Genomic DNA, 19970 nt, shown 5'->3' with positions numbered 1-19970 from the left:
TATATCCAGTCCTCCTTATATCCAGTCCTCGGGCTCCGGCTCCGCGTCCATCTCCGGCCAGTGGTCCTCCGCTCCCCCATCGGCGGCGGGCGCCGAAGCCGAGCCGGACTCCGAGGCCGAGGCAGCCGCACCGGACGCCCCCGGCGCGCCCCCGAGCCCCGCCAGCACCGCCAGCACGCCCTCCCCATAGGTCGCGAGCTTCTTCTCGCCGACCCCGCCGATCCCGCCGAGCTGCGCGACCGAGGTGGGCCAGGCCGTGGCGATCTCCCGGAGGGTGGCGTCGTGGAAGATGACGTACGCCGGGACGCCCTGCTCACGGGCCTGTTCGGCACGCCAGGCGCGCAGGGCCTCGAACGCCGGGAGCAGTTCCGCGGGCAGCTCGGCCACCGCGGCCTTGGCCTTGCCCCGGCCGGAGGACGAGGAGCCGGACGTCTTGGACGCCGCCGGCCGCTTGGGCTCCTTGCGCAGCGGAACCTCCCGCTCGCGCCGCAGCACCTCGCCGCTGGCCTCGGTCAGCACCAGCGTGCCGTACTCGCCCTCGACCGCGAGGAGCCCCTGGGCCAGCAACTGCCGTACGACGCCGCGCCATTCGCCCTCTTCGAGGTCCTGGCCGATGCCGAACACGGAGAGCTGGTCGTGGTCGAACTGGATCACCTTGGCGGTACGCCGCCCGAGCAGGATGTCGACGATCTGGACGGCGCCGAACTTCTGCCCGCGCTCCCGCTGGAGCCGTACGACGGTGGACAGCACCTTCTGGGCGGCGATGGTGCCGTCCCAGGTCTGCGGGGGTGTGAGGCAGGTGTCGCAGTTGCCGCAGCCCGCCGGGTCGGGTTCCTGGCCGAAGTAGGCGAGGAGCTGGCCCCGGCGGCAGCGGGCGGTCTCGCACAGGGCGAGCATCGCGTCCAGGTGCGCGGCGGACCGCCGCCGGAACGCCTCGTCGCCCTCGCCGGACTGGATCATCTTGCGCTGCTGGATGACGTCGTTGAGGCCGTAGGCCATCCAGGCCGTGGAGGGCAGTCCGTCCCGGCCCGCGCGGCCGGTCTCCTGGTAGTAGCCCTCGATCGACTTGGGCAGGTCGAGATGGGCGACGAACCGCACGTCGGGTTTGTCGATGCCCATGCCGAAGGCGATGGTCGCGCAGACGATCAGGCCGTCCTCGCGCAGGAAGCGGGACTGGTGGGCGGCGCGGGTGCCCGCGTCCAGGCCCGCGTGGTACGGCACGGCCTCCACGCCGTTGCGCGAGAGGAACTCGGCGGTCTTCTCCACGGAGTTGCGCGACAGGCAGTACACGATGCCCGCGTCGCCCGCGTGCTCCTCGCGCAGGAAGCTCAGCAACTGCTTCTTGGGGTCGGCCTTGGGCACGATCCGGTACTGGATGTTGGGCCGGTCGAAGCTGGCGACGAAGTGCCGGGCGGTCGGCATGCCGAGCCGCTGGGTGATCTCCTGGTGCGTGGCGTGCGTGGCCGTGGCCGTGAGGGCGATCCGCGGGACGTCGGGCCAGCGCTCGCCGAGCACGGACAGCGTGAGGTAGTCGGGGCGGAAGTCGTGGCCCCACTGGGACACGCAGTGCGCCTCGTCGATGGCGAAGACGGAGATCTTGCCCCGGGAGAGCAGGTCCAGCGTGGAGTCCAGGCGCAGCCGCTCCGGCGCCAGGTAGAGCAGGTCCAGTTCCCCGGAGAGGAACTCGGCCTCGACCGTGCGCCGCTCGTCGAAGTCCTGCGTGGAGTTGACGAACCCGGCGCGCACGCCGAGCGCCCGCAGGGCGTCCACCTGGTCCTGCATGAGGGCGATCAGCGGCGAGACGACGATGCCCGTACCCGGTCTGACCAGGGCGGGGATCTGGTAGCAGAGCGATTTGCCGCCGCCGGTCGGCATGAGGACGACGGCGTCCCCGCCGGCCACCACATGCTCGATGACGGCCTGCTGCTCGCCGCGGAAGGTCTCGTAGCCGAAGACCCGGTGCAGCGTGGCCAGCGCCTCGCTCTCCGTCGGCCCCGGTGTCCCGGTGGTTCCGGTGATCCCGGTGGTCCCTGTCATGTCGTCGATCCCGCCCGTCCCTCGCATCGTCCCGTCCCCCGTGCGTCGTCTCCCGACCACTGCCTCCACGATAGGGGTCCGCGCCGACAGCGCCGGAGTTATCCACAGACCCGATCCGGTCACCCTGTGCACAGACCGCGTCACCCGGAGACGCGAAGGGGCCCGGTCCCCTCCCAGGGACCGGGCCCACAACTCGGGCTTCGCGCGGATCCACGCACGAGCAGCCCTCAGCGCACGAACACCCCCGCCTGGTTCGCCAGGTCCAGGAAGTACTGCGGTGCGACGCCGAGCACCAGGGTGACGGCGACGCCGACGCCGATCGCGGTCATCGTCAGCGGCGAGGGGACGGCGACGGTCGGGCCCTCGGGCCGCGGCTCGCTGAAGAACATGAGCACGATCACCCGGATGTAGAAGAACGCGGCGATCGCCGACGAGATCACACCGACCACGACCAGCGGCGCCGCGCCGCCCTCCGCCGCCGCCTTGAACACGGCGAACTTCCCGGCGAACCCGGAGGTCAGCGGGATGCCGGCGAAGGCCAGCAGGAACACCGCGAACACGGCCGCCACCAGCGGCGAGCGGCGGCCGAGCCCGGCCCACTTGGACAGGTGGGTGGCCTCGCCGCCCGCGTCGCGGACCAGGGTGACGACCGCGAAGGCGCCGATCGTCACGAAGGAGTAGGCGGCCAGGTAGAACAGCACCGACGAGACGCCGTCGGGGGTGGTGGCGATGACACCCGCGAGGATGAATCCGGCGTGCGCGATGGACGAGTACGCCAGCAGGCGCTTGATGTCGGTCTGGGTGATCGCGACGATCGCGCCGCCCAGCATGGTGACGATCGCGACGCCCCACATGACCGGCCGCCAGTCCCAGCGCAGGCCCGGCAGGACGACGTACAGGACGCGCAGCAGCGCGCCGAAGGCGGCCACCTTGGTCGCGGCGGCCATGAAGCCGGTGACCGGGGTGGGGGCGCCCTGGTAGACGTCGGGCGTCCACATGTGGAAGGGCACCGCGCCGACCTTGAACAGCAGGCCCATGACGATCATCGCGGTGCCGATGAGCAGCAGCGCGTCGTTGCCCATGGTGTCGGCGAGGGCCGGGTTCACGTTCTTGACGGTGCCGTCGACGACCTGGGCGATGGTGCCGTAGGACACCGATCCGGCGTAGCCGTAGAGCAGGGCGATGCCGAACAGGGTGAACGCGGAGGCGAAGGCGCCGAGCAGGAAGTACTTGACCGCGGCCTCCTGGGACATGAGCCGCTTGCGGCGGGCCAGGGCGCACAGGAGGTAGAGCGGGAGGGAGAAGACCTCCAGGGCGATGAAGAAGGTCAGCAGGTCGTTGGCGGCCGGGAAGACCAGCATGCCCGCGACGGCGAACAGCAGCAGCGGGAAGACCTCGGTGGTGGTGAAGCCGGCCCTGACGGCGGCCTTCTCGCTGTCGCTGCCGGGCACGGAGGCCGCCTGGGCGGCGAAGGAGTCGACCCGGTTGCCGTGCGCCTCGGGGTCGAGGCGCCGTTCGGCGAAGGTGAACAGGCCGACCAGGGCGGCCAGCAGGATGGTGCCCTGGAGGAACAGGGCGGGTCCGTCGACGGCGATGGCGCCCATCGCGGCGATGCCCGCCTTGGTGGTGCCGTAGCCGTTGGCCGCCAGGGCGACCACGGCGGCGAAGCCGGCGGTCAGGGCGACGACGGACACGAAGAGCTGGGCGTGGTAGCGGTGCTTGCGCGGCACGAACGCCTCGACCAGCATCCCGACGATCGCCGCGCCCACGACGATCAGGGTGGGCGACAATTGACCGTATTCGATCTTGGGTGCGTCGATCTTGGCGATCGGGTCGACCGCCGTCGTCGCCGTTGTCCACAGGCTGTGGACGGCTGATGCGCTCACTTGGCCGCCTCCACCTCGGGCTTGGGGTCCTTCTCGTGTACGTCGGACAGGGTCTGCTTGACCGCCGGGTTGACGATGTCCGTGACCGGCTTCGGGTAGACGCCCAGGAAGATCAGCAGCACGATCAGCGGTGCGACGACCGCCAGCTCGCGCACCCGCAGATCGGGCATGGCCGAGACCTCGGGCTTCACCGGGCCGGTCATCGTCCGCTGGTAGAGGACGAGCGTGTACAGGGCGGCGAGCACGATGCCGAAGGTGGCGACGATGCCGATCACCGGATAGCGGGCGAACGTGCCGGCCAGGACGAGGAACTCGCTGACGAACGGGGCGAGTCCGGGCAGCGAGAGCGTCGCCAGACCGCCGATGAGGAAGGTGCCGGCGAGCACCGGGGCGACCTTCTGCACCCCGCCGTAGTCGGCGATGAGCCGCGAGCCGCGCCGGGAGATCAGGAAGCCGGCGACCAGCATCAGGGCGGCCGTCGAGATGCCGTGGTTGACCATGTACAGCGTCGCGCCGGACTGGCCCTGGCTGGTCATCGCGAAGATGCCCATGATGATGAACCCGAAGTGCGAGATCGACGCGTACGCCACCAGCCGCTTGATGTCCCGCTGGCCGACCGCGAGCAGCGCCCCGTAGATGATGCTGATCAGGGCGAGGACCAGGATGGCGGGCGTCGCCCACTTGCTGGCCTCGGGGAAGAGCTGGAGGCAGAAGCGGAGCATCGCGAAGGTGCCGACCTTGTCGACGACCGCGGTGATGAGGACGGCGACCGGGGCGGTGGCCTCGCCCATGGCGTTGGGTAGCCAGGTGTGCAGCGGCCACAGCGGCGCCTTCACCGCGAAGGCGAAGAAGAAGCCGAGGAACAGCCAGCGTTCGGTGTTCGTCGCCATGTCGAGCGAGCCGTTGGCACGGGCCTCGGCGATCTCCGTGAGGGAGAAGTTCCCGGCGACCACGTAGAGCCCGATCACCGCGGCCAGCATGATCAGACCGCCGACCAGGTTGTAGAGCAGGAACTTCACGGCGGCGTACGAGCGCTGGGTGGACGCCGCGGCCTCGCCGTGCTCGTGGGCCCGGTCCCCGAAGCCGCCGATGAGGAAGTACATCGGGATGAGCATGGCTTCGAAGAAGATGTAGAAGAGGAAGACGTCGGTGGCCTCGAAGGAGATGATCACCATCGCCTCGACGGCCAGGATCAGCGCGAAGAAGCCCTGGGTCGGGCGCCACCGCTTGCTGCCGGTCTCCAGCGGGTCGGCGTCGTGCCAGCCCGCCAGGATGATGAACGGGATCAGCAGGGCGGTGAGCGCGATCAGCGCGACCGCGATGCCGTCCACGCCCAGTTCGTAGCGGACGCCGAAGTCGGCGATCCAGGAGTGGGACTCGGTGAGCTGGTAGCGGTCGCCGCCCGGGTCGAAGCGGACCAGGATGATGACCGCCAGGGCGAGGGTGCCCAGGGAGACGAGCAGCGCCAGCGCCTTGGCGGCGTTGCGCCGGGCGGCCGGGACGGCGGCCGTGGCCACCGCCCCGATCGCCGGAAGCAGCGCCGTCGCTGTCAGCAGAGGAAAGGACATCGGTATCAGACCGCCCTCATCAGCAGGGTCGCGGCGATGAGGACCGCCGCACCGCCGAACATCGAGACCGCGTACGACCGCACGAAGCCGTTCTGGAGCCGGCGCAGCCGTCCGGAGAGGCCGCCGACCGAGGCCGCCGTGCCGTTGACGACGCCGTCGACCAGGGTGTGGTCGACGTACACCAGGGAGCGCGTGAGGTGTTCGCCGCCGCGCACCAGGACCACGTGGTTGAAGTCGTCCTGGAGCAGGTCGCGGCGGGCGGCCCGGGTGAGCAGCGAGCCGCGCGGGGCGACGGCCGGGACCGGACGGCGGCCGTACTGCGCCCAGGCGATCGCCACGCCGATCACCAGGACCACCATCGTGGCGAGGGTGACGGTGAGGGCGCTGACCGGCGGGTTGCCGTGCGCGTGGCCGGTGACCGGCTCCAGCCAGTGCACGAAGCGGTCGCCGATGCTGAAGAACGCACCCGCGAAGACCGAGCCGAAGGCCAGCACGATCATCGGGATCGTCATGGACGACGGGGACTCGTGCGGGTGCGGCTCGTGCCCGTGCTCGTCGGGCTGCCAGCGCTTCTCGCCGAAGAACGTCATCAGCATCACGCGGGTCATGTAGTACGCGGTGATGGCGGCGCCCAGCAGGGCGCAGCCGCCGAGGATCCAGCCCTCGGTGCCGCCCTTGGCGAACGCCGCCTCGATGATCTTGTCCTTGGAGAAGAAGCCGGACAGGCCCGGGAAGCCGATGATCGCGAGATAGCCGAGGCCGAAGGTGATGAACGTGATCGGCATGTACTTGCGGAGGCCGCCGTAGCGGCGCATGTCGACCTCGTCGTTCATGCCGTGCATGACCGAGCCGGCGCCGAGGAACAGGCCGGCCTTGAAGAAGCCGTGCGTCACCAGGTGCATGATCGCGAAGACGTAGCCGATCGGGCCGAGGCCCGCGGCCAGCACCATGTAGCCGATCTGCGACATCGTCGAGCCGGCCAGCGCCTTCTTGATGTCGTCCTTCGCGCAACCGACGATCGCACCGAACAGGAGCGTGACGGCGCCGACGATCGTGACGACGAGCTGGGCGTCCGGGGCGGCGTTGAAGACCGCGGCGGACCGGACGATCAGATAGACGCCGGCGGTCACCATGGTGGCCGCGTGGATGAGGGCCGAGACCGGGGTCGGGCCCTCCATCGCGTCCCCGAGCCAGGACTGGAGCGGCACCTGGGCCGACTTGCCGCAGGCGGCGAGCAGCAGCATCAGGGCGATCGCGGTGAGCTTGCCCTCGGAGGCGTCACCGGCGATGCCGGGCTCGCCCTCCGAACCGAGCAGCGGGCCGAACGCGAAGGTCCCGAAGGTGGTGAACATCAGCATGATGGCGATCGACAGGCCCATGTCGCCGACCCGGTTGACCAGGAACGCCTTCTTCGCGGCGGTGGCGGCGCTGGGCTTGTGCTGCCAGAAGCCGATCAGCAGGTAGGAGGCGAGACCGACGCCCTCCCAGCCGACGTACAGCAGCAGGTAGTTGTCGGCGAGGACCAGGATCAGCATCGCCGCGAGGAACAGGTTGAGGTAGCCGAAGAAGCGGCGGCGCCGCTCGTCGTGCTCCATGTACCCGATCGAGTACAGGTGGATCAGCGAGCCGACGCCCGTGATCAGCAGCACGAACGTCATCGAGAGCTGGTCCAGGCGGAAGGCGATGTCCGCCTGGAAGCCCTCGACCGGGATCCAGGTGAACAGGTGCTGGGTCAGCGTCCGGTCGTCGGCGCCGCGGCTCAGCAGGTCCCCGAAGAGGATCGCGCCGAACACGAAGGAGACGGTGGACAGCAGGGTGCCGATCCAGTGGCCGACGGCGTCGAGCCGGCGGCCGCCGACCAGAAGGACGGCCGCTCCGAGCAGGGGCGCCGCGATCAGCAGCGCAATCAGGTTCTCCACGATTCTTCCGACCCCTTACAGCTTCATCAGGCTGGCGTCGTCGACCGAGGCCGAGTGGCGGGAGCGGAACAGCGACACGATGATCGCGAGTCCCACCACGACCTCCGCTGCGGCGACGACCATCGTGAAGAAGGCGATGATCTGGCCGTCGAGGTTGCCGTGCATCCGGGAGAAGGCGACGAGCGAGAGGTTGCAGGCGTTGAGCATCAGCTCGATGCACATGAACACGACGATGGCGTTGCGCCTGATCAGCACACCGGTGGCGCCGATCGTGAACAACAGGGCGGCGAGGTAGAGGTAGTTGACCGGGTTCACTTCGACGCCTCCTTGCTCCACCGGGACTTGCGCTCCAGGCCGGGCCGCTCGCCGCCGCTCCGCTCCAGCCGCTCCTGGGAGCGCTGTTCCAGGGCCTTGAGGTCGGCCAGCGCCTCGGTGGACACGTCCCGGATCTGGCCGCGCTCACGCAGCGTGGCGCTGACCGTCAGCTCGGACGGGGTGCCGTCGGGCAGCAGGCCCGCGATGTCCACCGCGTTGTGCCGCGCGTACACGCCCGGGGCGGGCAGCGGTGGGAGGTGCTTGCCCTCGCGCACCCGCTCCTCGGACAGCTCGCGCTGGGTCTTCGCGCGCTCGGTGCGCTCCCGGTGGGTGAGCACCATCGCGCCGACGGCGGCGGTGATCAGCAAGACGCCGGTGATCTCGAACGCGAAGACGTACTTGGTGAAGATGAGGGAGGCCAACCCCTCCACATTGCCCGCGGCGTTGGCCTCGGCGAGGCCGCTGAACTCCGTCAGGGAGGCGTTGCCGATCCCGGCGAACAGCAGGATGCCGAAGCCGAGCCCGCACAGCAGGGCCATCCAGCGCTGGCCCTGGATGGTCTCCTTCAGGGAGTCCGCCGCGGTGACACCGACGAGCATCACCACGAACAGGAACAGCATCATGATCGCGCCGGTGTAGACGACGATCTGGACGATGCCCAGGAAGTAGGCGCCGTTGGCGAGGTAGAACACCGCCAGGACGATCATGGTGCCGGCCAGGGAGAGCGCGCTGTGCACGGCCTTCCGCATCAGGACCGTGCTCAGGGCGCCGATCACCGCGACGGTGCCGAGCACCCAGAACTGGACCGCCTCGCCGGTGGAGGTGGAGTAGGCGGCGAGCTGCGCGCTCATGCCTGCACCTCCTGGTCTTCCGGCTTCTCTCCCTTGGAGACGGCGGCCTGGCGCTCGGTGCCGGGCGCGGCCTCGGTGACCAGCCCCCGGTAGTAGTCCTGCTCGTCCGTGCCCGGGTAGATGGCGTGCGGGCTGTCGACCATGCCCTCTTCGAGCCCGGCGAGCAGTTGTTCCTTGGTGTAGATCAGGTTCGCGCGGCTGGAGTCGGCCAGTTCGAACTCGTTGGTCATCGTCAGCGCGCGCGTGGGGCACGCCTCGATGCACAGCCCGCACAGGATGCAGCGGGCGTAGTTGATCTGGTAGACGCGGCCGTACCGCTCGCCCGGCGAGTAGCGCTCCTCGTCGGTGTTGTCCGCGCCCTCGACATAGATGGCGTCGGCGGGGCAGGCCCAGGCGCACAGTTCGCAGCCGATGCACTTCTCCAGGCCGTCCGGATGGCGGTTGAGCTGGTGCCGTCCGTGGAAGCGCGGAGCCGTGGTCTTCTTCTGCTCCGGGTACTGCTCGGTCAGCCGCTTCTTGAACATGGCCTTGAAGGTCACGCCGAAGCCGGCCACGGGGTTCTGGAAACCGGGCGTCGTCTGCCCGTCCTCCTTGGGCTCCTCAGCCATCGGACGCCTCCTTTCCATCCAGAGATCCGTCACTGTGAGTATCGGTCCCGCCACTGACAATCAGCTCCCGCTCCCGGTGCGGGCGGCGCCTGGGCACCGGCGGAAGCTGCTGTCCCGGCAGCGGCGGCACGGGGAAGCCGCCGGCCATCGGGTCGAACTCGACGGGCTCGGCCGCGGCCTCCCGCTTCTGCTTCTCGCCGCCGCGGAACATGTCGACGACGAAGGAGAGCAACAGCAGGACCAGGACGCCGCCGCCGACGTAGAGCGCGATGTCGGCGAAGTCGAGGTTCTCGTTGCGCAGGGTCCGTACGGTCGCGACGAGCATCAGCCAGGTCACCGAGACCGGGATGAGGACCTTCCAGCCGAGCTTCATGAGCTGGTCGTAGCGCACGCGCGGGAGCGTGCCGCGCAGCCAGATGAAGCCGAACAGCAGCAGTTGGACCTTGATGACGAACCAGAGCATCGGCCACCAGCCGTGGTTCGCGCCCTCCCAGAAGGTGCTGACCGGCCAGGGTGCCCGCCAGCCGCCGAGGAACAGCGTGGTCGCCACGGCCGAGACCGTCACCATGTTCACGTACTCGGCGAGCATGAACATCGCGAACTTGATCGAGGAGTACTCGGTGTTGAAGCCGCCGACCAGGTCGCCCTCGGACTCCGGCATGTCGAAGGGGGCGCGGTTGGTCTCGCCGACCATCGTCACGATGTAGAGCAGGAAGGAGACCGGCAGCAGGATGATGTACCAGCGGTCCTGCTGCTGTTCGACGATCGTCGACGTCGACATCGACCCGGAGTAGAGGAACACCGAGGCGAACGCGGCGCCCATGGCGATCTCGTACGAGATCATCTGCGCGCAGGAGCGCAGCCCGCCGAGGAGCGGGTAGGTCGATCCGGAGCTCCAGCCCGCCAGGACGATGCCGTAGATGCCGACGGAGGCGACCGCGAGGATGTAGAGGACCGCGATCGGCAGGTCGGTGAGCTGCATCGTGGTGCGCTGGCCGAAGATCGAGATCTCGTTGCCGGCCGGGCCGAAGGGGATCACCGCGATCGCCATGAAGGCCGGGATGGCCGCCACGATCGGCGCGAGGACGTACACCACCTTGTCGGCGCGCTTGACGATGAGGTCTTCCTTCAGCATCAGCTTCACGCCGTCGGCGAGCGACTGGAGCATGCCCCAGGGGCCGTGCCGGTTGGGGCCGACGCGCAACTGCATCCAGGCGACGACCTTGCGCTCCCAGACGATGGAGAACAGCACGGTCACCATCAGGAAGGCGAAGCAGAACACCGCCTTGACGACGACCAGCCACCAGGGGTCGGTGCCGAACATCGAGAGGTCTTCAGCGGCGAGGGACGGGCTCATGCCTCCACCTCCTCGGTGGCTTCGGCGGCGGGCGTCGCCGGGCCGATGCGGACGAGGGCGCCGGGGGTGGCGCCGGTCTCGGAGGCGACGCCCGCGCCCACCGAGTTCAGCGGGAGCCACACCACCCGGTCGGGCATCTCGGTGACTTCGAGGGGCAGTTCGACCGAGCCCGCGGGCCCGGTCACGGCGAGCACGTCGCCGTCCTTGACGCCGGCCTCGGCGGCGGTGGCGGCGGACACGCGCGCGTGGGCCGCGTGCCGGGTCCCGGCGAGCGCCGCGTCGCCCTCCTGGAGGACACCGTGGTCGAGCAGCAGCCGGTGCCCGGCCAGGACGGCCTCACCGGCGGCGGGCCGCGGCAGCGCGGCGGCGGTCTGGGTGGACGCGCCGGCCCGCTCGCCGTCCCAGGCCCCGAGCCGGTCCAGCTCCGCGCGCGCGGTGCGCAGGTCCGGCAGGCCCAGGTGGACGTCCATGGCGTCGGCCAGCATCTGGAGCACGCGCGCGTCGGACGGTGCCAGGCGCCGGGTCATCTGGTCGGGCTTGAGCGCGGCCTCGAAGAAGCGCACCCTGCCCTCCCAGTTGAGGAAGGCGCCCGGCTTCTCGACGACCGCCGCGACCGGCAGGACGACATCGGCGTGCCGGGTGACCTCGCCGGGCCGCAGCTCCAGCGACACCACGAACCCGGCCTCGGTCAGCGCGGCACGCGCGCGTGCCGGGTCGGGCAGGTCGGCGATCTCGACCCCGGCCACCAGCAGCGCCTGGAGTTCGCCGGTCACGGCGGCCTCGACGATCTGCCCGGTGTCGCGGCCGTAGCGATGCGGGAGTTCGGAGACCCCCCAGGCGGCGGCGACCTCCTCCCGCGCGCGCGGGTCGGTGGCCGGGCGGCCGCCCGGCAGCAGCGACGGCAGCGCGCCGGCCTCGATCGCGCCGCGCTCCCCGGCCCGGCGCGGGATCCACACCAGCCGGGCGCCGGTCGCGTCGGCGGCCCGCGCGGCGGCCGTCAGACCACCGGCCACCGCGGCCAGCCGTTCGCCGACGACGATCACCGCGCCCTCGGCGCGCAGCGCCTCCGCGGCCCGGGTGCCGTCCGCGTCCAGACCGAACCCGCTGGTCAGCGCGTCCAGCCACTCGGTCTCGGTGCCCGGGGCGGCCGGCAGCAGGGTGCCGCCCGCCTTCTGCAGACCCCGGGTCGCGTGCGTGGCGAGGGAGAACACCTGCTGCCCATGCTTGCGCCAGGCCTTGCGCAGCCGCAGGAAGACGCCGGGGGCCTCCTCCTCGGACTCGAACCCGATCAGCAGGACGGCGGGCGCCTTGCCGAGGGTGGTGTACGTGACGCCCGTACCGTCGAGATCACGGCCGTGGCCGGCGACCCGGGCGGCCAGGAAGTCGGCCTCCTCGCCGCTGTGCACCCGCGCGCGGAAGTCGATGTCGTTGGTGTCCAGCGCCACGCGCGCGAACTTGCTGTACGCGTAGACGTCCTCGACGGTGAGCCGGCCTCCGGTCAGGACACCGGTGCGGCCGCGCGAGGCGAGCAGGCCCTGGGCGGCGATCTGGAGCGCCTCCGGCCAGGAGGCCGGTTCGAGGTCGCCCTCGGCGTTGCGCACCAGGGGCGTCTGGAGCCGGTCGCGCTGCTGCGCGTACCGGAACCCGAACCGCCCCTTGTCGCAGATCCACTCCTCGTTGACCTCGGGGTCCTCGGCGGCCAGGCGCCGCATGACCTTGCCGCGCCGGTGGTCCGTGCGGGTGGCGCAGCCGCCGGAGCAGTGCTCGCACACCGACGGCGAGGAGACGAGGTCGAACGGCCGGGAGCGGAATCGGTACGCCGCCGAGGTCAGCGCGCCGACCGGGCAGATCTGGATGGTGTTGCCGGAGAAGTACGACTCGAAGGGGTCGCCCTCACCGGTGCCGACCTGCTGGAGCGCGCCCCGCTCGATCAGCTCGATCATCGGGTCGCCGGCGACCTGGTTGGAGAACCGGGTGCAGCGGGCGCACAGCACGCACCGCTCACGGTCGAGCAGCACCTGGGTGGAGATCGGCACGGGCTTCTCGTAGGTCCGCTTGCGGCCGTCGAAGCGGGACTCGGCCTGGCCGTGCGACATGGCCTGGTTCTGCAGCGGGCACTCGCCGCCCTTGTCGCAGACCGGGCAGTCCAGGGGGTGGTTGATGAGGAGCAGCTCCATCACACCGTGCTGGGCCTTCTCGGCCACCGGTGAGGTGAGCTGCGTCCTGACGACCATCCCGTCCGTACAGGTGATCGTGCAGGACGCCATGGGCTTGCGCTGGCCCTCGACCTCGACGATGCACTGGCGGCAGGCGCCGGCCGGGTCGAGGAGGGGGTGGTCGCAGAAGCGGGGGATCTCGATGCCGAGCTGTTCGGCGGCCCGGATGACCAAAGTGCCCTTGGGCACGCTGATCTCGGCGCCGTCGATGGTCAGCGTGACGAGATCTTCCGGCGGGACCGCCGCCTCGCCGCCTCCGGAGGGAGCGCTGGTGGTCACCGTCATGCGTTCACCTCCGTGTGCTGGTCCGCCCAGACGGTCGACTTGGCGGGGTCGAAGGGGCAGCCGCGGCCCGTGATGTGCTCCTCGTACTCCGCGCGGAAGTACTTGAGCGACGAGAAGATCGGCGAGGCGGCGCCGTCGCCGAGGGCGCAGAAGGACTTGCCGTTGATGTTGTCGGCGATGTCGTTCAGCTTGTCGAGGTCGGACAGCACGCCCTTGCCGGCCTCGATGTCGCGCAGCAACTGCACGAGCCAGTAGGTGCCTTCACGGCAGGGGGTGCACTTGCCGCAGGACTCGTGGGCGTAGAACTCGGTCCAGCGGGTGACGGCCCGCACCACGCAGGTCGTCTCGTCGAAGCACTGGAGTGCTTTCGTGCCGAGCATGGAACCCGCGGCGCCCACTCCTTCGTAGTCAAGGGGGACGTCGAGGTGCTCCTCGGTGAACATCGGCGTCGAGGAGCCGCCCGGCGTCCAGAACTTGAGCCGGTGCCCGGGCCGCATGCCGCCGCTCATCTCCAGGAGCTGGCGGAGGGTGATGCCGAGCGGCGCCTCGTACTGACCGGGGCCCGCGACATGCCCGCTGAGCGAATAGAGCGTGAAGCCGGGGGACTTCTCGCTCCCCATCGACCGGAACCACTCTTTGCCGTTGTTGAGGATCGCGGGAACCGACGCGATCGACTCGACGTTGTTCACCACAGTCGGGCACGCGTAGAGGCCCGCGACGGCAGGGAAGGGAGGACGCAGCCGCGGCTGACCCCGGCGGCCTTCGAGCGAGTCCAGCAGCGCGGTCTCCTCACCGCAGATGTACGCGCCCGCGCCCGCGTGCACGGTGAGCTGGAGATCGAGCCCGCTGCCCAGGATGTTCTCGCCCAGATAGCCCGCCTCGTACGCCTCGCGTACGGCCTCGTGCAGCCGCCGCAGGACGGGGACGACCTCACCACGCAGATAGATGAAGGCGTGCGAAGACCGGATGGCGTAGCACGCGATCACGATGCCCTCGATGAGGCTGTGCGGGTTCGCGAAGAGGAGCGGGATGTCCTTGCAGGTCCCCGGCTCCGATTCGTCGGCGTTGACAACCAGATAGTGCGGCTTTCCATCACCCTGGGGAATGAACTGCCATTTCATCCCCGTCGGGAACCCGGCGCCGCCGCGTCCGCGCAGACCCGAGTCCTTGACGTAGGCGATCAGGTCGTCCGGGGACATGGCGAGCGCCTTGCGGAGTCCCTCGTACCCCTCGTGCCTTCGGTAGACGTCCAGCGACCAGGACCTGTCCTCGTCCCAGAAGGCCGACAGCACGGGTGCGAGCAGCTTCTCGGGGCTGCTGCCTTTCAGCTCGGGTGCCAAGGTCATCACTCCCCCTCCTCGGCGGTGGGCCCTGCCGGGTGGGCCGGGTCGGAGGCCGATGTGTCCTGCGGCGCGTCGTGTGAACTGAGGTGCTCGGCCGGTGACGGCTCGTGCGCCGCCCGCTCCGGCACCTGGTCGTGCGGACCGCCGTCGCGCGGGTGGACCACGCGCGCGGGTGCGGCCTCTCCCCTCGCCAGGCGAAGGCCCACCAGTGACGCGGGGCCCGCGCTGCCGCTCGCCTCGACGGCGCCTTCCCGCTCGTCGGGGAAGCCCGCCAGGATCCGGGCGGTCTCCTTGAAGGTGCACAGCGGCGCCCCGCGCGTGGGCGACACCGTGCGTCCGGTGCGCAGGTCGTCGACCAGGCGCTTCGCGCTCTGCACGGTCTGGTTGTCGAAGAACTCCCAGTTCACCATCACGACCGGCGCGAAGTCGCAGGCCGCGTTGCACTCGATGTGCTCCAGGGTGATCTTTCCGTCGTCGGTGGTCTCGCCGTTGCCGACGCCGAGGTACTCCTGGAGCCCCTCGAAGATCGCGTCGCCGCCCATCACCGCGCAGAGGGTGTTGGTGCAGACGCCCACCTGGTAGTCACCGCTCGGCCGGCGCCGGTACATCGTGTAGAAGGTGGCGACGGCGGTGACCTCGGCCGTGGTCAGGTCCAGCACGTCCGCGCAGAACCGCATCCCGGTCCGCGTGACATGGCCCTCCTCCGACTGCACGAGGTGCAGCAGCGGCAGGAGCGCGGAGCGGGAGTCGGGGTAGCGGGCGATGATCTCGCGCGCGTCCGCCTCCAGCCGGGCCCGGACGTCGTCCGGGTAGGCGGGCGCGGGCAGTTCGGGCATGCCCAGGCTGACGCCACGCTCGGAAGAAGAGGTGGTCACCGGTCGACGCCTCCCATCACGGGGTCGAGGGACGCGACGGCGACGATGACGTCGGCGACCTGGCCGCCCTCGCACATCGCCGCCATCGCCTGAAGGTTGGTGAAGGACGGGTCGCGGAAGTGGACCCGGTAGGGGCGGGTGCCGCCGTCGGACACGGCGTGCACCCCGAGTTCGCCCTTGGAGGACTCGACGGCCGTGTACGCCTGTCCCGGCGGGACGCGGAAGCCCTCGGTGACCAGCTTGAAGTGGTGGATCAGGGCCTCCATGGAGGTGCCCATGATCTTCTTGATGTGGTCGAGGGAGTTGCCGAGACCGTCCGGGCCGAGGGCGAGCTGGGCGGGCCAGGCGATCTTCTTGTCGCCGACCATGACGGGGCCGGGCTGGAGCCGGTCCAGGCACTGCTCGACGATCCGCAGGGATTCGTGCATCTCCGCGACGCGGATGAGGAAGCGGCCGTAGGCGTCGCAGGTGTCGGTGGTCGGCACCTCGAAGTCGTACGTCTCGTAGCCGGAGTACGGCTGGCTCTTGCGCAGGTCGTGCGGGAGGCCGGTGGAGCGCAGGACGGGGCCGGTGGCACCGAGGGCCATGCAGCCGGCCAGGTCGAGATAGCCGATGTCCTGCATCCGGGCCTTGAAGATGGGGTTCCCGGTGGCGAGCTTGTCGTACTCCGGGAGGTTCTTCTTCATCTTCTTCACGAACTCGCGGATGTGGTCCACCGCGCCGGGCGGCAGGTCCTGGGCGAGTCCGCCGGGGCGGATGTAGGCGTGGTTCATCCGCAGGCCGGTGATCAGCTCGTAGATGTCGAGGATCATCTCGCGGTCGCGGAAGCCGTAGATCATGATCGTGGTCGCGCCCAGCTCCATGCCGCCGGTGGCGATGCACACCAGGTGGGAGGAGATCCGGTTCAGCTCCATCAGGAGCACCCGGATGATCTGGGCGCGCTCGGTGATCTGGTCCTCGATGCCGAGGAGCTTCTCGACGGCGAGGCAGTAGCCGGTCTCGTTGAAGAAGGACGTCAGGTAGTCCATGCGCGTCACGAACGTGCTGCCCTGCGTCCACGTGCGGAATTCGAGGTTCTTCTCGATGCCGGTGTGGAGGTAGCCGATGCCGCAGCGGGCCTCGGTGACCGTCTCGCCCTCGATCTCCAGGATCAGGCGGAGCACGCCGTGGGTGGAGGGGTGCTGGGGGCCCATGTTGACGACGATGCGCTCGTCGTCGGCGCGGGCCGCGGACTGGACGACCTCGTCCCAGTCGCCACCGGTGACCGTGTAGACGGTGCCCTCGGTGGTCTCGCGGGGGGAAGCGTGTGAAGTGCTCACGAGTACGACCTCCGCTGGTCCGGAGCCGGGATCTGGGCGCCCTTGTATTCGACGGCGATGCCGCCGAGGGGGTAGTCCTTGCGCTGCGGATGGCCCTGCCAGTCGTCCGGCATCATGATCCGCGTCAGGGCCGGGTGACCGTCGAAGACGATCCCGAAGAAGTCGTAGGTCTCGCGCTCGTGCCAGTCGTTGGTCGGATAGACGGAGACCAGGGACGGGATGTGCGGCTCGGCGTCCGGGGCGCTGACCTCCAGGCGGATCAGCCGGTTGTGGGTGATCGAGCGCAGGTGGTAGACGGCGTGCAGCTCGCGGCCCTTGTCGTGCGGGTAGTGGACGCCGCTGACGCCGGTGCACAGTTCGAAGCGCAGGGCCGGGTCGTCGCGCAGGGTGCGGGCGACCCGCGGGAGGTGCTCGCGCTCGATGTGGAAGGTCAGTTCGTCGCGGTCGACGACCGTCTTCTCGATCGCGTTCTCCGGCAGCAGGCCCTGCTCCTCCAGGGCGCCCTCCAGTTCGTCGGCGACCTCGTCGAACCAGCCGCCGTAGGGGCGGGCGGCGGGGCCGGGGAGCCGGACGGAGCGGACCAGACCGCCGTAGCCGGAGGTGTCGCCGCCGTTGTTCGCGCCGAACATGCCGCGCTGGACGCGGACCTCCTCGCCGCCCTCGCCGCGCTGGCCGGGGAGGTTGGAGGCGGAGAGGTCCTTCTCGGGGTTCGGGTTCTCCGAGGAACCGTTCGCGTCGCTCACCGCAGCAGCCCCTTCATCTCGATCAAGGGCAGGGCCTTGAGCGCCGCTTCCTCCGCCTCGCGCGCCGCTTCCTCGGCGTTCACGCCCAGCTTGGAGTTCTGGATCTTGTGGTGGAGCTTGAGGATCGCGTCGATCAGCATCTCGGGCCGCGGCGGACAGCCGGGGAGATAGATGTCGACGGGGACGATGTGGTCGACGCCCTGGACGATCGCGTAGTTGTTGAACATGCCGCCCGAGGACGCGCACACGCCCATCGAGATCACCCACTTCGGGCTGGGCATCTGGTCGTAGACCTGCCGGAGCACCGGCGCCATCTTCTGGCTCACCCGGCCGGCGACGATCATGAGGTCCGCCTGGCGCGGTGAGCCGCGGAAGACCTCCATGCCGAAGCGCGCCAGGTCGTAGCGGCCCGCGCCGGTGGTCATCATCTCGATGGCGCAGCAGGCGAGGCCGAACGTGGCGGGGAAGACGGACGCCTTGCGCACCCAGCCCGCGGCCTGCTCGACGGTGGTCAGCAGGAAACCGCTCGGCAGTTTTTCTTCGAGTCCCATGACTAAAGGCCCCTCAGTCCCATTCCAGACCGCCGCGCCGCCAGATGTACGCGTAGGCGACGAAGACGGTGAGCACGAAGAGCAGCATCTCCACGAGCCCGAAAACACCCAGGGCGTCGAAGGTGACGGCCCAGGGGTAGAGGAAGACGATCTCGATGTCGAAGACGATGAAGAGCATCGCCGTCAGGTAGTACTTGATGGGGAAGCGCCCGCCGCCGGCCGGCGTGGGGGTCGGCTCGATTCCGCACTCGTAGGCCTCGAGCTTGGCGCGGTTGTACCGCTTCGGCCCGATCAGCGTGGCCATGACCACGGAGAAGATCGCAAAGCCTGCCCCGAGGGCTCCCAGTACGAGGATGGGCGCATACGCGTTCACCGCTCCTCGCTCCTCTCAGTCGGCACTGACTGCTGGCGATGACATCGGGCTCACATCCGCCTCGCGCGGCCCGCAAGTCCCGCCCGTCCCGGCGAAGATCGCGAACATGTGAAGCAGGTCACAAGCCCAACTGCCTCGCATCCTATGCCCGCCGCTCTGTGATCTGCGACACGGGGTATGGGACGAGCTTTGTGATCTCCACCACCTGATGAAGGATCATGAAGTCATATCAGCAGTGATCTTCGTACCCGAAGCGTCAGAGTGATCACAAGAAGTGACATTTCCGCTCGTCACCGCAGGCGGGAGGGGGCGTCTCAATATCAAGAGACTTCCCTTGCATGCAAATTGGCGATGGACCCGGCGTCCTGATAGTGCGCCGCGTTCACACATCAGAGGGAGTTCCGGGGCGGGATGTGGACGCGTGCACGCGTTCACGAGCGGAGCCGACCTGGAGCCATGTGCCGGTCGGGCACGAGACGCAGCCCGCCGCACGGCCGTTGCGTGACGTCCGTCACACACGTAAGGGCTGGCTCAGAACCGGGCTTGGCCAACGATCCCAACCGATGGTAGGCCCAGGGCAATTCGGGCGTAACGACGAAAGCCCATGATCACAGCCTTGAGGGGGCGAGTCCGCAATGTCCGTTACGACGTCAATAAAGGTCTCCGGGAAAGGTTTTCGGAGCCCCCGTTGAACAATTGTGGCGCAGCACACGTTTCTTGAAGGTATGGAGGAGCCCCTGATACCGGTTGGACTCATGTCCCACACCGCTCACATACGCAGCCACCGGAAACCCCGCCGCAGCGCGTCGACGATCGCGATGCGGGCCGGAGTCGCCAGTGGTGTCCTCGGCACGCTGGCCGTCGCCACGGCGGCCGGTTCGGCCAACGCCGCCGAGCCGGTGACGCAGACGCTCGAACTGCCCGTGTTCACCGGCGACCTGGCGGCCCAGCTCGCGCAGTCCGCCGAGGCCACGCAGCAGGCCGCGGCGAACTACCAGCTCGCCGCCGAGCGCGACGCGGCTGCCGCCGCGGCCGCCGCGGAGGCGAAGAAGGACCTCGCCGCCGCCAAGAAGGCCGAGGCCAAGAAGAAGGCGGAGGAGGCCCGGGTGGCCGCCGCGGAGGCCGCGACCCGTTCCGCGGGCCGCACCACGCTCTCCACCACCTCGACGACCGCGTCCGCTCCCGCCAGCGGCAGCGTCGCGACCGTCATCTCGTTCCTCAAGGCCCAGGTGGGCGACGCCTACGTGCTGGGTGCCACCGGCCCCAACGCGTGGGACTGCTCGTCGCTCGTCCAGGCGGCGTTCCGCCAGGTCGGCGTCGACCTGCCGCGGGTGTCGCAGGACCAGTCGACCGTCGGCACCGACATCCCGCTGTCGCAGATCCAGGTCGGCGACATCCTGTACTGGGGCGGCAAGGGCTCGGCGTACCACGTGGGCGTCTACATCGGTAACGGCCAGTACCTGGACGCGGCCAACCCCTCCAAGGGTGTCGTCATCCAGGACCTGTCGGGCTACCCCGCGAGCGGTGCGGTCCGGGTGCTCTGACCCGCTTCACCCCATGGGTGCCGGTATGGCACCCCTCCATACGGAAGGGCCGCAGCCGCTCGGGGGCAGCGGCCCTTCGGGCTGCGCGCGTACGGCCGTTCACGCCCCGGACGGCCGGGCCGGCGCCAAGACCAGCCTCACGGCCCGCCGGTGGCCCTACGACGGCGTGCCGACCGCCGC

Annotated in this window: 16 protein-coding genes; 1 reads left to right on the top strand and 15 read right to left on the bottom strand. The window is 69.7% G+C overall.

Annotation, left to right across the window (positions count from 1 at the left end):
- Positions 1 to 15 precede the first annotated feature (15 nt).
- The 15 genes from recQ to AFM16_RS22790 form a co-directional block, all read right to left on the bottom strand.
- Positions 16 to 2037: a DNA helicase RecQ gene (gene recQ, locus AFM16_RS22860; RefSeq protein ID WP_245177772.1), complete on the bottom strand. Its 2022-nt coding sequence runs from the start codon at positions 2035 to 2037 to the stop codon at positions 16 to 18.
- A gap of 227 nt (positions 2038 to 2264) precedes the next feature.
- The gene (nuoN, locus tag AFM16_RS22855; RefSeq protein ID WP_030790156.1) at positions 2265 to 3923 is read right to left on the bottom strand and encodes an NADH-quinone oxidoreductase subunit NuoN; all 1659 of its coding nucleotides are present in this window, start codon (positions 3921 to 3923) and stop codon (positions 2265 to 2267) included.
- Positions 3920 to 5491 (bottom strand): NADH-quinone oxidoreductase subunit M, encoded by a 1572-nt coding sequence (locus AFM16_RS22850; protein ID WP_030790159.1) that lies wholly within the window; start codon positions 5489 to 5491, stop codon positions 3920 to 3922. The genes nuoN and AFM16_RS22850 overlap by 4 nt, the downstream gene beginning before the upstream one ends.
- Positions 5492 to 5496: 5 nt before the next feature.
- Complete coding sequence (gene nuoL, locus AFM16_RS22845; RefSeq protein ID WP_030790161.1) at positions 5497 to 7410, bottom strand: NADH-quinone oxidoreductase subunit L; 1914 nt, start codon at positions 7408 to 7410, stop codon at positions 5497 to 5499.
- Between the two features lie 15 nt (positions 7411 to 7425).
- Positions 7426 to 7725, bottom strand: coding sequence for an NADH-quinone oxidoreductase subunit NuoK (gene nuoK, locus AFM16_RS22840; RefSeq protein ID WP_015658544.1), 300 nt, complete (start codon positions 7723 to 7725; stop codon positions 7426 to 7428).
- Positions 7722 to 8576, bottom strand: a complete 855-nt coding sequence (locus tag AFM16_RS22835; RefSeq protein WP_030790171.1) for an NADH-quinone oxidoreductase subunit J — start codon at positions 8574 to 8576, stop codon at positions 7722 to 7724. Before AFM16_RS22835 ends, nuoK begins: the two co-directional genes overlap by 4 nt.
- Positions 8573 to 9184 carry an NADH-quinone oxidoreductase subunit NuoI gene (gene nuoI, locus AFM16_RS22830; protein ID WP_078634466.1) on the bottom strand — a complete coding sequence of 204 codons (612 nt, stop codon included), beginning with the start codon at positions 9182 to 9184 and terminating at the stop codon, positions 8573 to 8575. Before nuoI ends, AFM16_RS22835 begins: the two co-directional genes overlap by 4 nt.
- Complete coding sequence (nuoH, locus tag AFM16_RS22825) at positions 9177 to 10541, bottom strand: NADH-quinone oxidoreductase subunit NuoH (protein WP_078634465.1); 1365 nt, start codon at positions 10539 to 10541, stop codon at positions 9177 to 9179. The genes nuoI and nuoH overlap by 8 nt, the downstream gene beginning before the upstream one ends.
- The gene (locus tag AFM16_RS22820) at positions 10538 to 13042 is read right to left on the bottom strand and encodes an NADH-quinone oxidoreductase subunit G (protein ID WP_078634464.1); all 2505 of its coding nucleotides are present in this window, start codon (positions 13040 to 13042) and stop codon (positions 10538 to 10540) included. The genes nuoH and AFM16_RS22820 overlap by 4 nt, the downstream gene beginning before the upstream one ends.
- The gene (nuoF, locus tag AFM16_RS22815) at positions 13039 to 14391 is read right to left on the bottom strand and encodes an NADH-quinone oxidoreductase subunit NuoF (protein ID WP_179123299.1); all 1353 of its coding nucleotides are present in this window, start codon (positions 14389 to 14391) and stop codon (positions 13039 to 13041) included. Before nuoF ends, AFM16_RS22820 begins: the two co-directional genes overlap by 4 nt.
- Positions 14388 to 15260, bottom strand: coding sequence for an NADH-quinone oxidoreductase subunit NuoE (nuoE, locus tag AFM16_RS22810; RefSeq protein ID WP_030790184.1), 873 nt, complete (start codon positions 15258 to 15260; stop codon positions 14388 to 14390). Before nuoE ends, nuoF begins: the two co-directional genes overlap by 4 nt.
- A complete protein-coding gene (locus AFM16_RS22805; RefSeq protein ID WP_078634462.1) occupies positions 15257 to 16579 on the bottom strand; it encodes an NADH-quinone oxidoreductase subunit D in 1323 nt (440 codons plus the stop codon). The genes nuoE and AFM16_RS22805 overlap by 4 nt, the downstream gene beginning before the upstream one ends.
- Entirely contained in the window at positions 16576 to 17322 is a 747-nt protein-coding gene (locus tag AFM16_RS22800; RefSeq protein WP_078634461.1) for an NADH-quinone oxidoreductase subunit C, read from the bottom strand. Before AFM16_RS22800 ends, AFM16_RS22805 begins: the two co-directional genes overlap by 4 nt.
- Positions 17319 to 17873 (bottom strand): NuoB/complex I 20 kDa subunit family protein, encoded by a 555-nt coding sequence (locus AFM16_RS22795; protein ID WP_030790193.1) that lies wholly within the window; start codon positions 17871 to 17873, stop codon positions 17319 to 17321. The genes AFM16_RS22800 and AFM16_RS22795 overlap by 4 nt, the downstream gene beginning before the upstream one ends.
- A 13-nt stretch (positions 17874 to 17886) precedes the next feature.
- Entirely contained in the window at positions 17887 to 18246 is a 360-nt protein-coding gene (locus AFM16_RS22790; protein WP_030790196.1) for an NADH-quinone oxidoreductase subunit A, read from the bottom strand.
- 725 nt (positions 18247 to 18971) lie between these two features.
- Between AFM16_RS22790 and AFM16_RS22785 the strand changes: the two genes are divergently transcribed.
- The gene (locus AFM16_RS22785; protein WP_030790199.1) at positions 18972 to 19790 is read left to right on the top strand and encodes a C40 family peptidase; all 819 of its coding nucleotides are present in this window, start codon (positions 18972 to 18974) and stop codon (positions 19788 to 19790) included.
- Positions 19791 to 19970 lie beyond the last annotated feature (180 nt).

The sequence above is a fragment of the Streptomyces antibioticus genome (genome assembly GCF_002019855.1).
Lineage (GTDB): Bacteria > Actinomycetota > Actinomycetes > Streptomycetales > Streptomycetaceae > Streptomyces > Streptomyces antibioticus_B.
The sequence above is the reverse complement of the archived record's forward strand: the minus strand, read 5'-3'. Positions and strand labels throughout refer to the sequence as shown.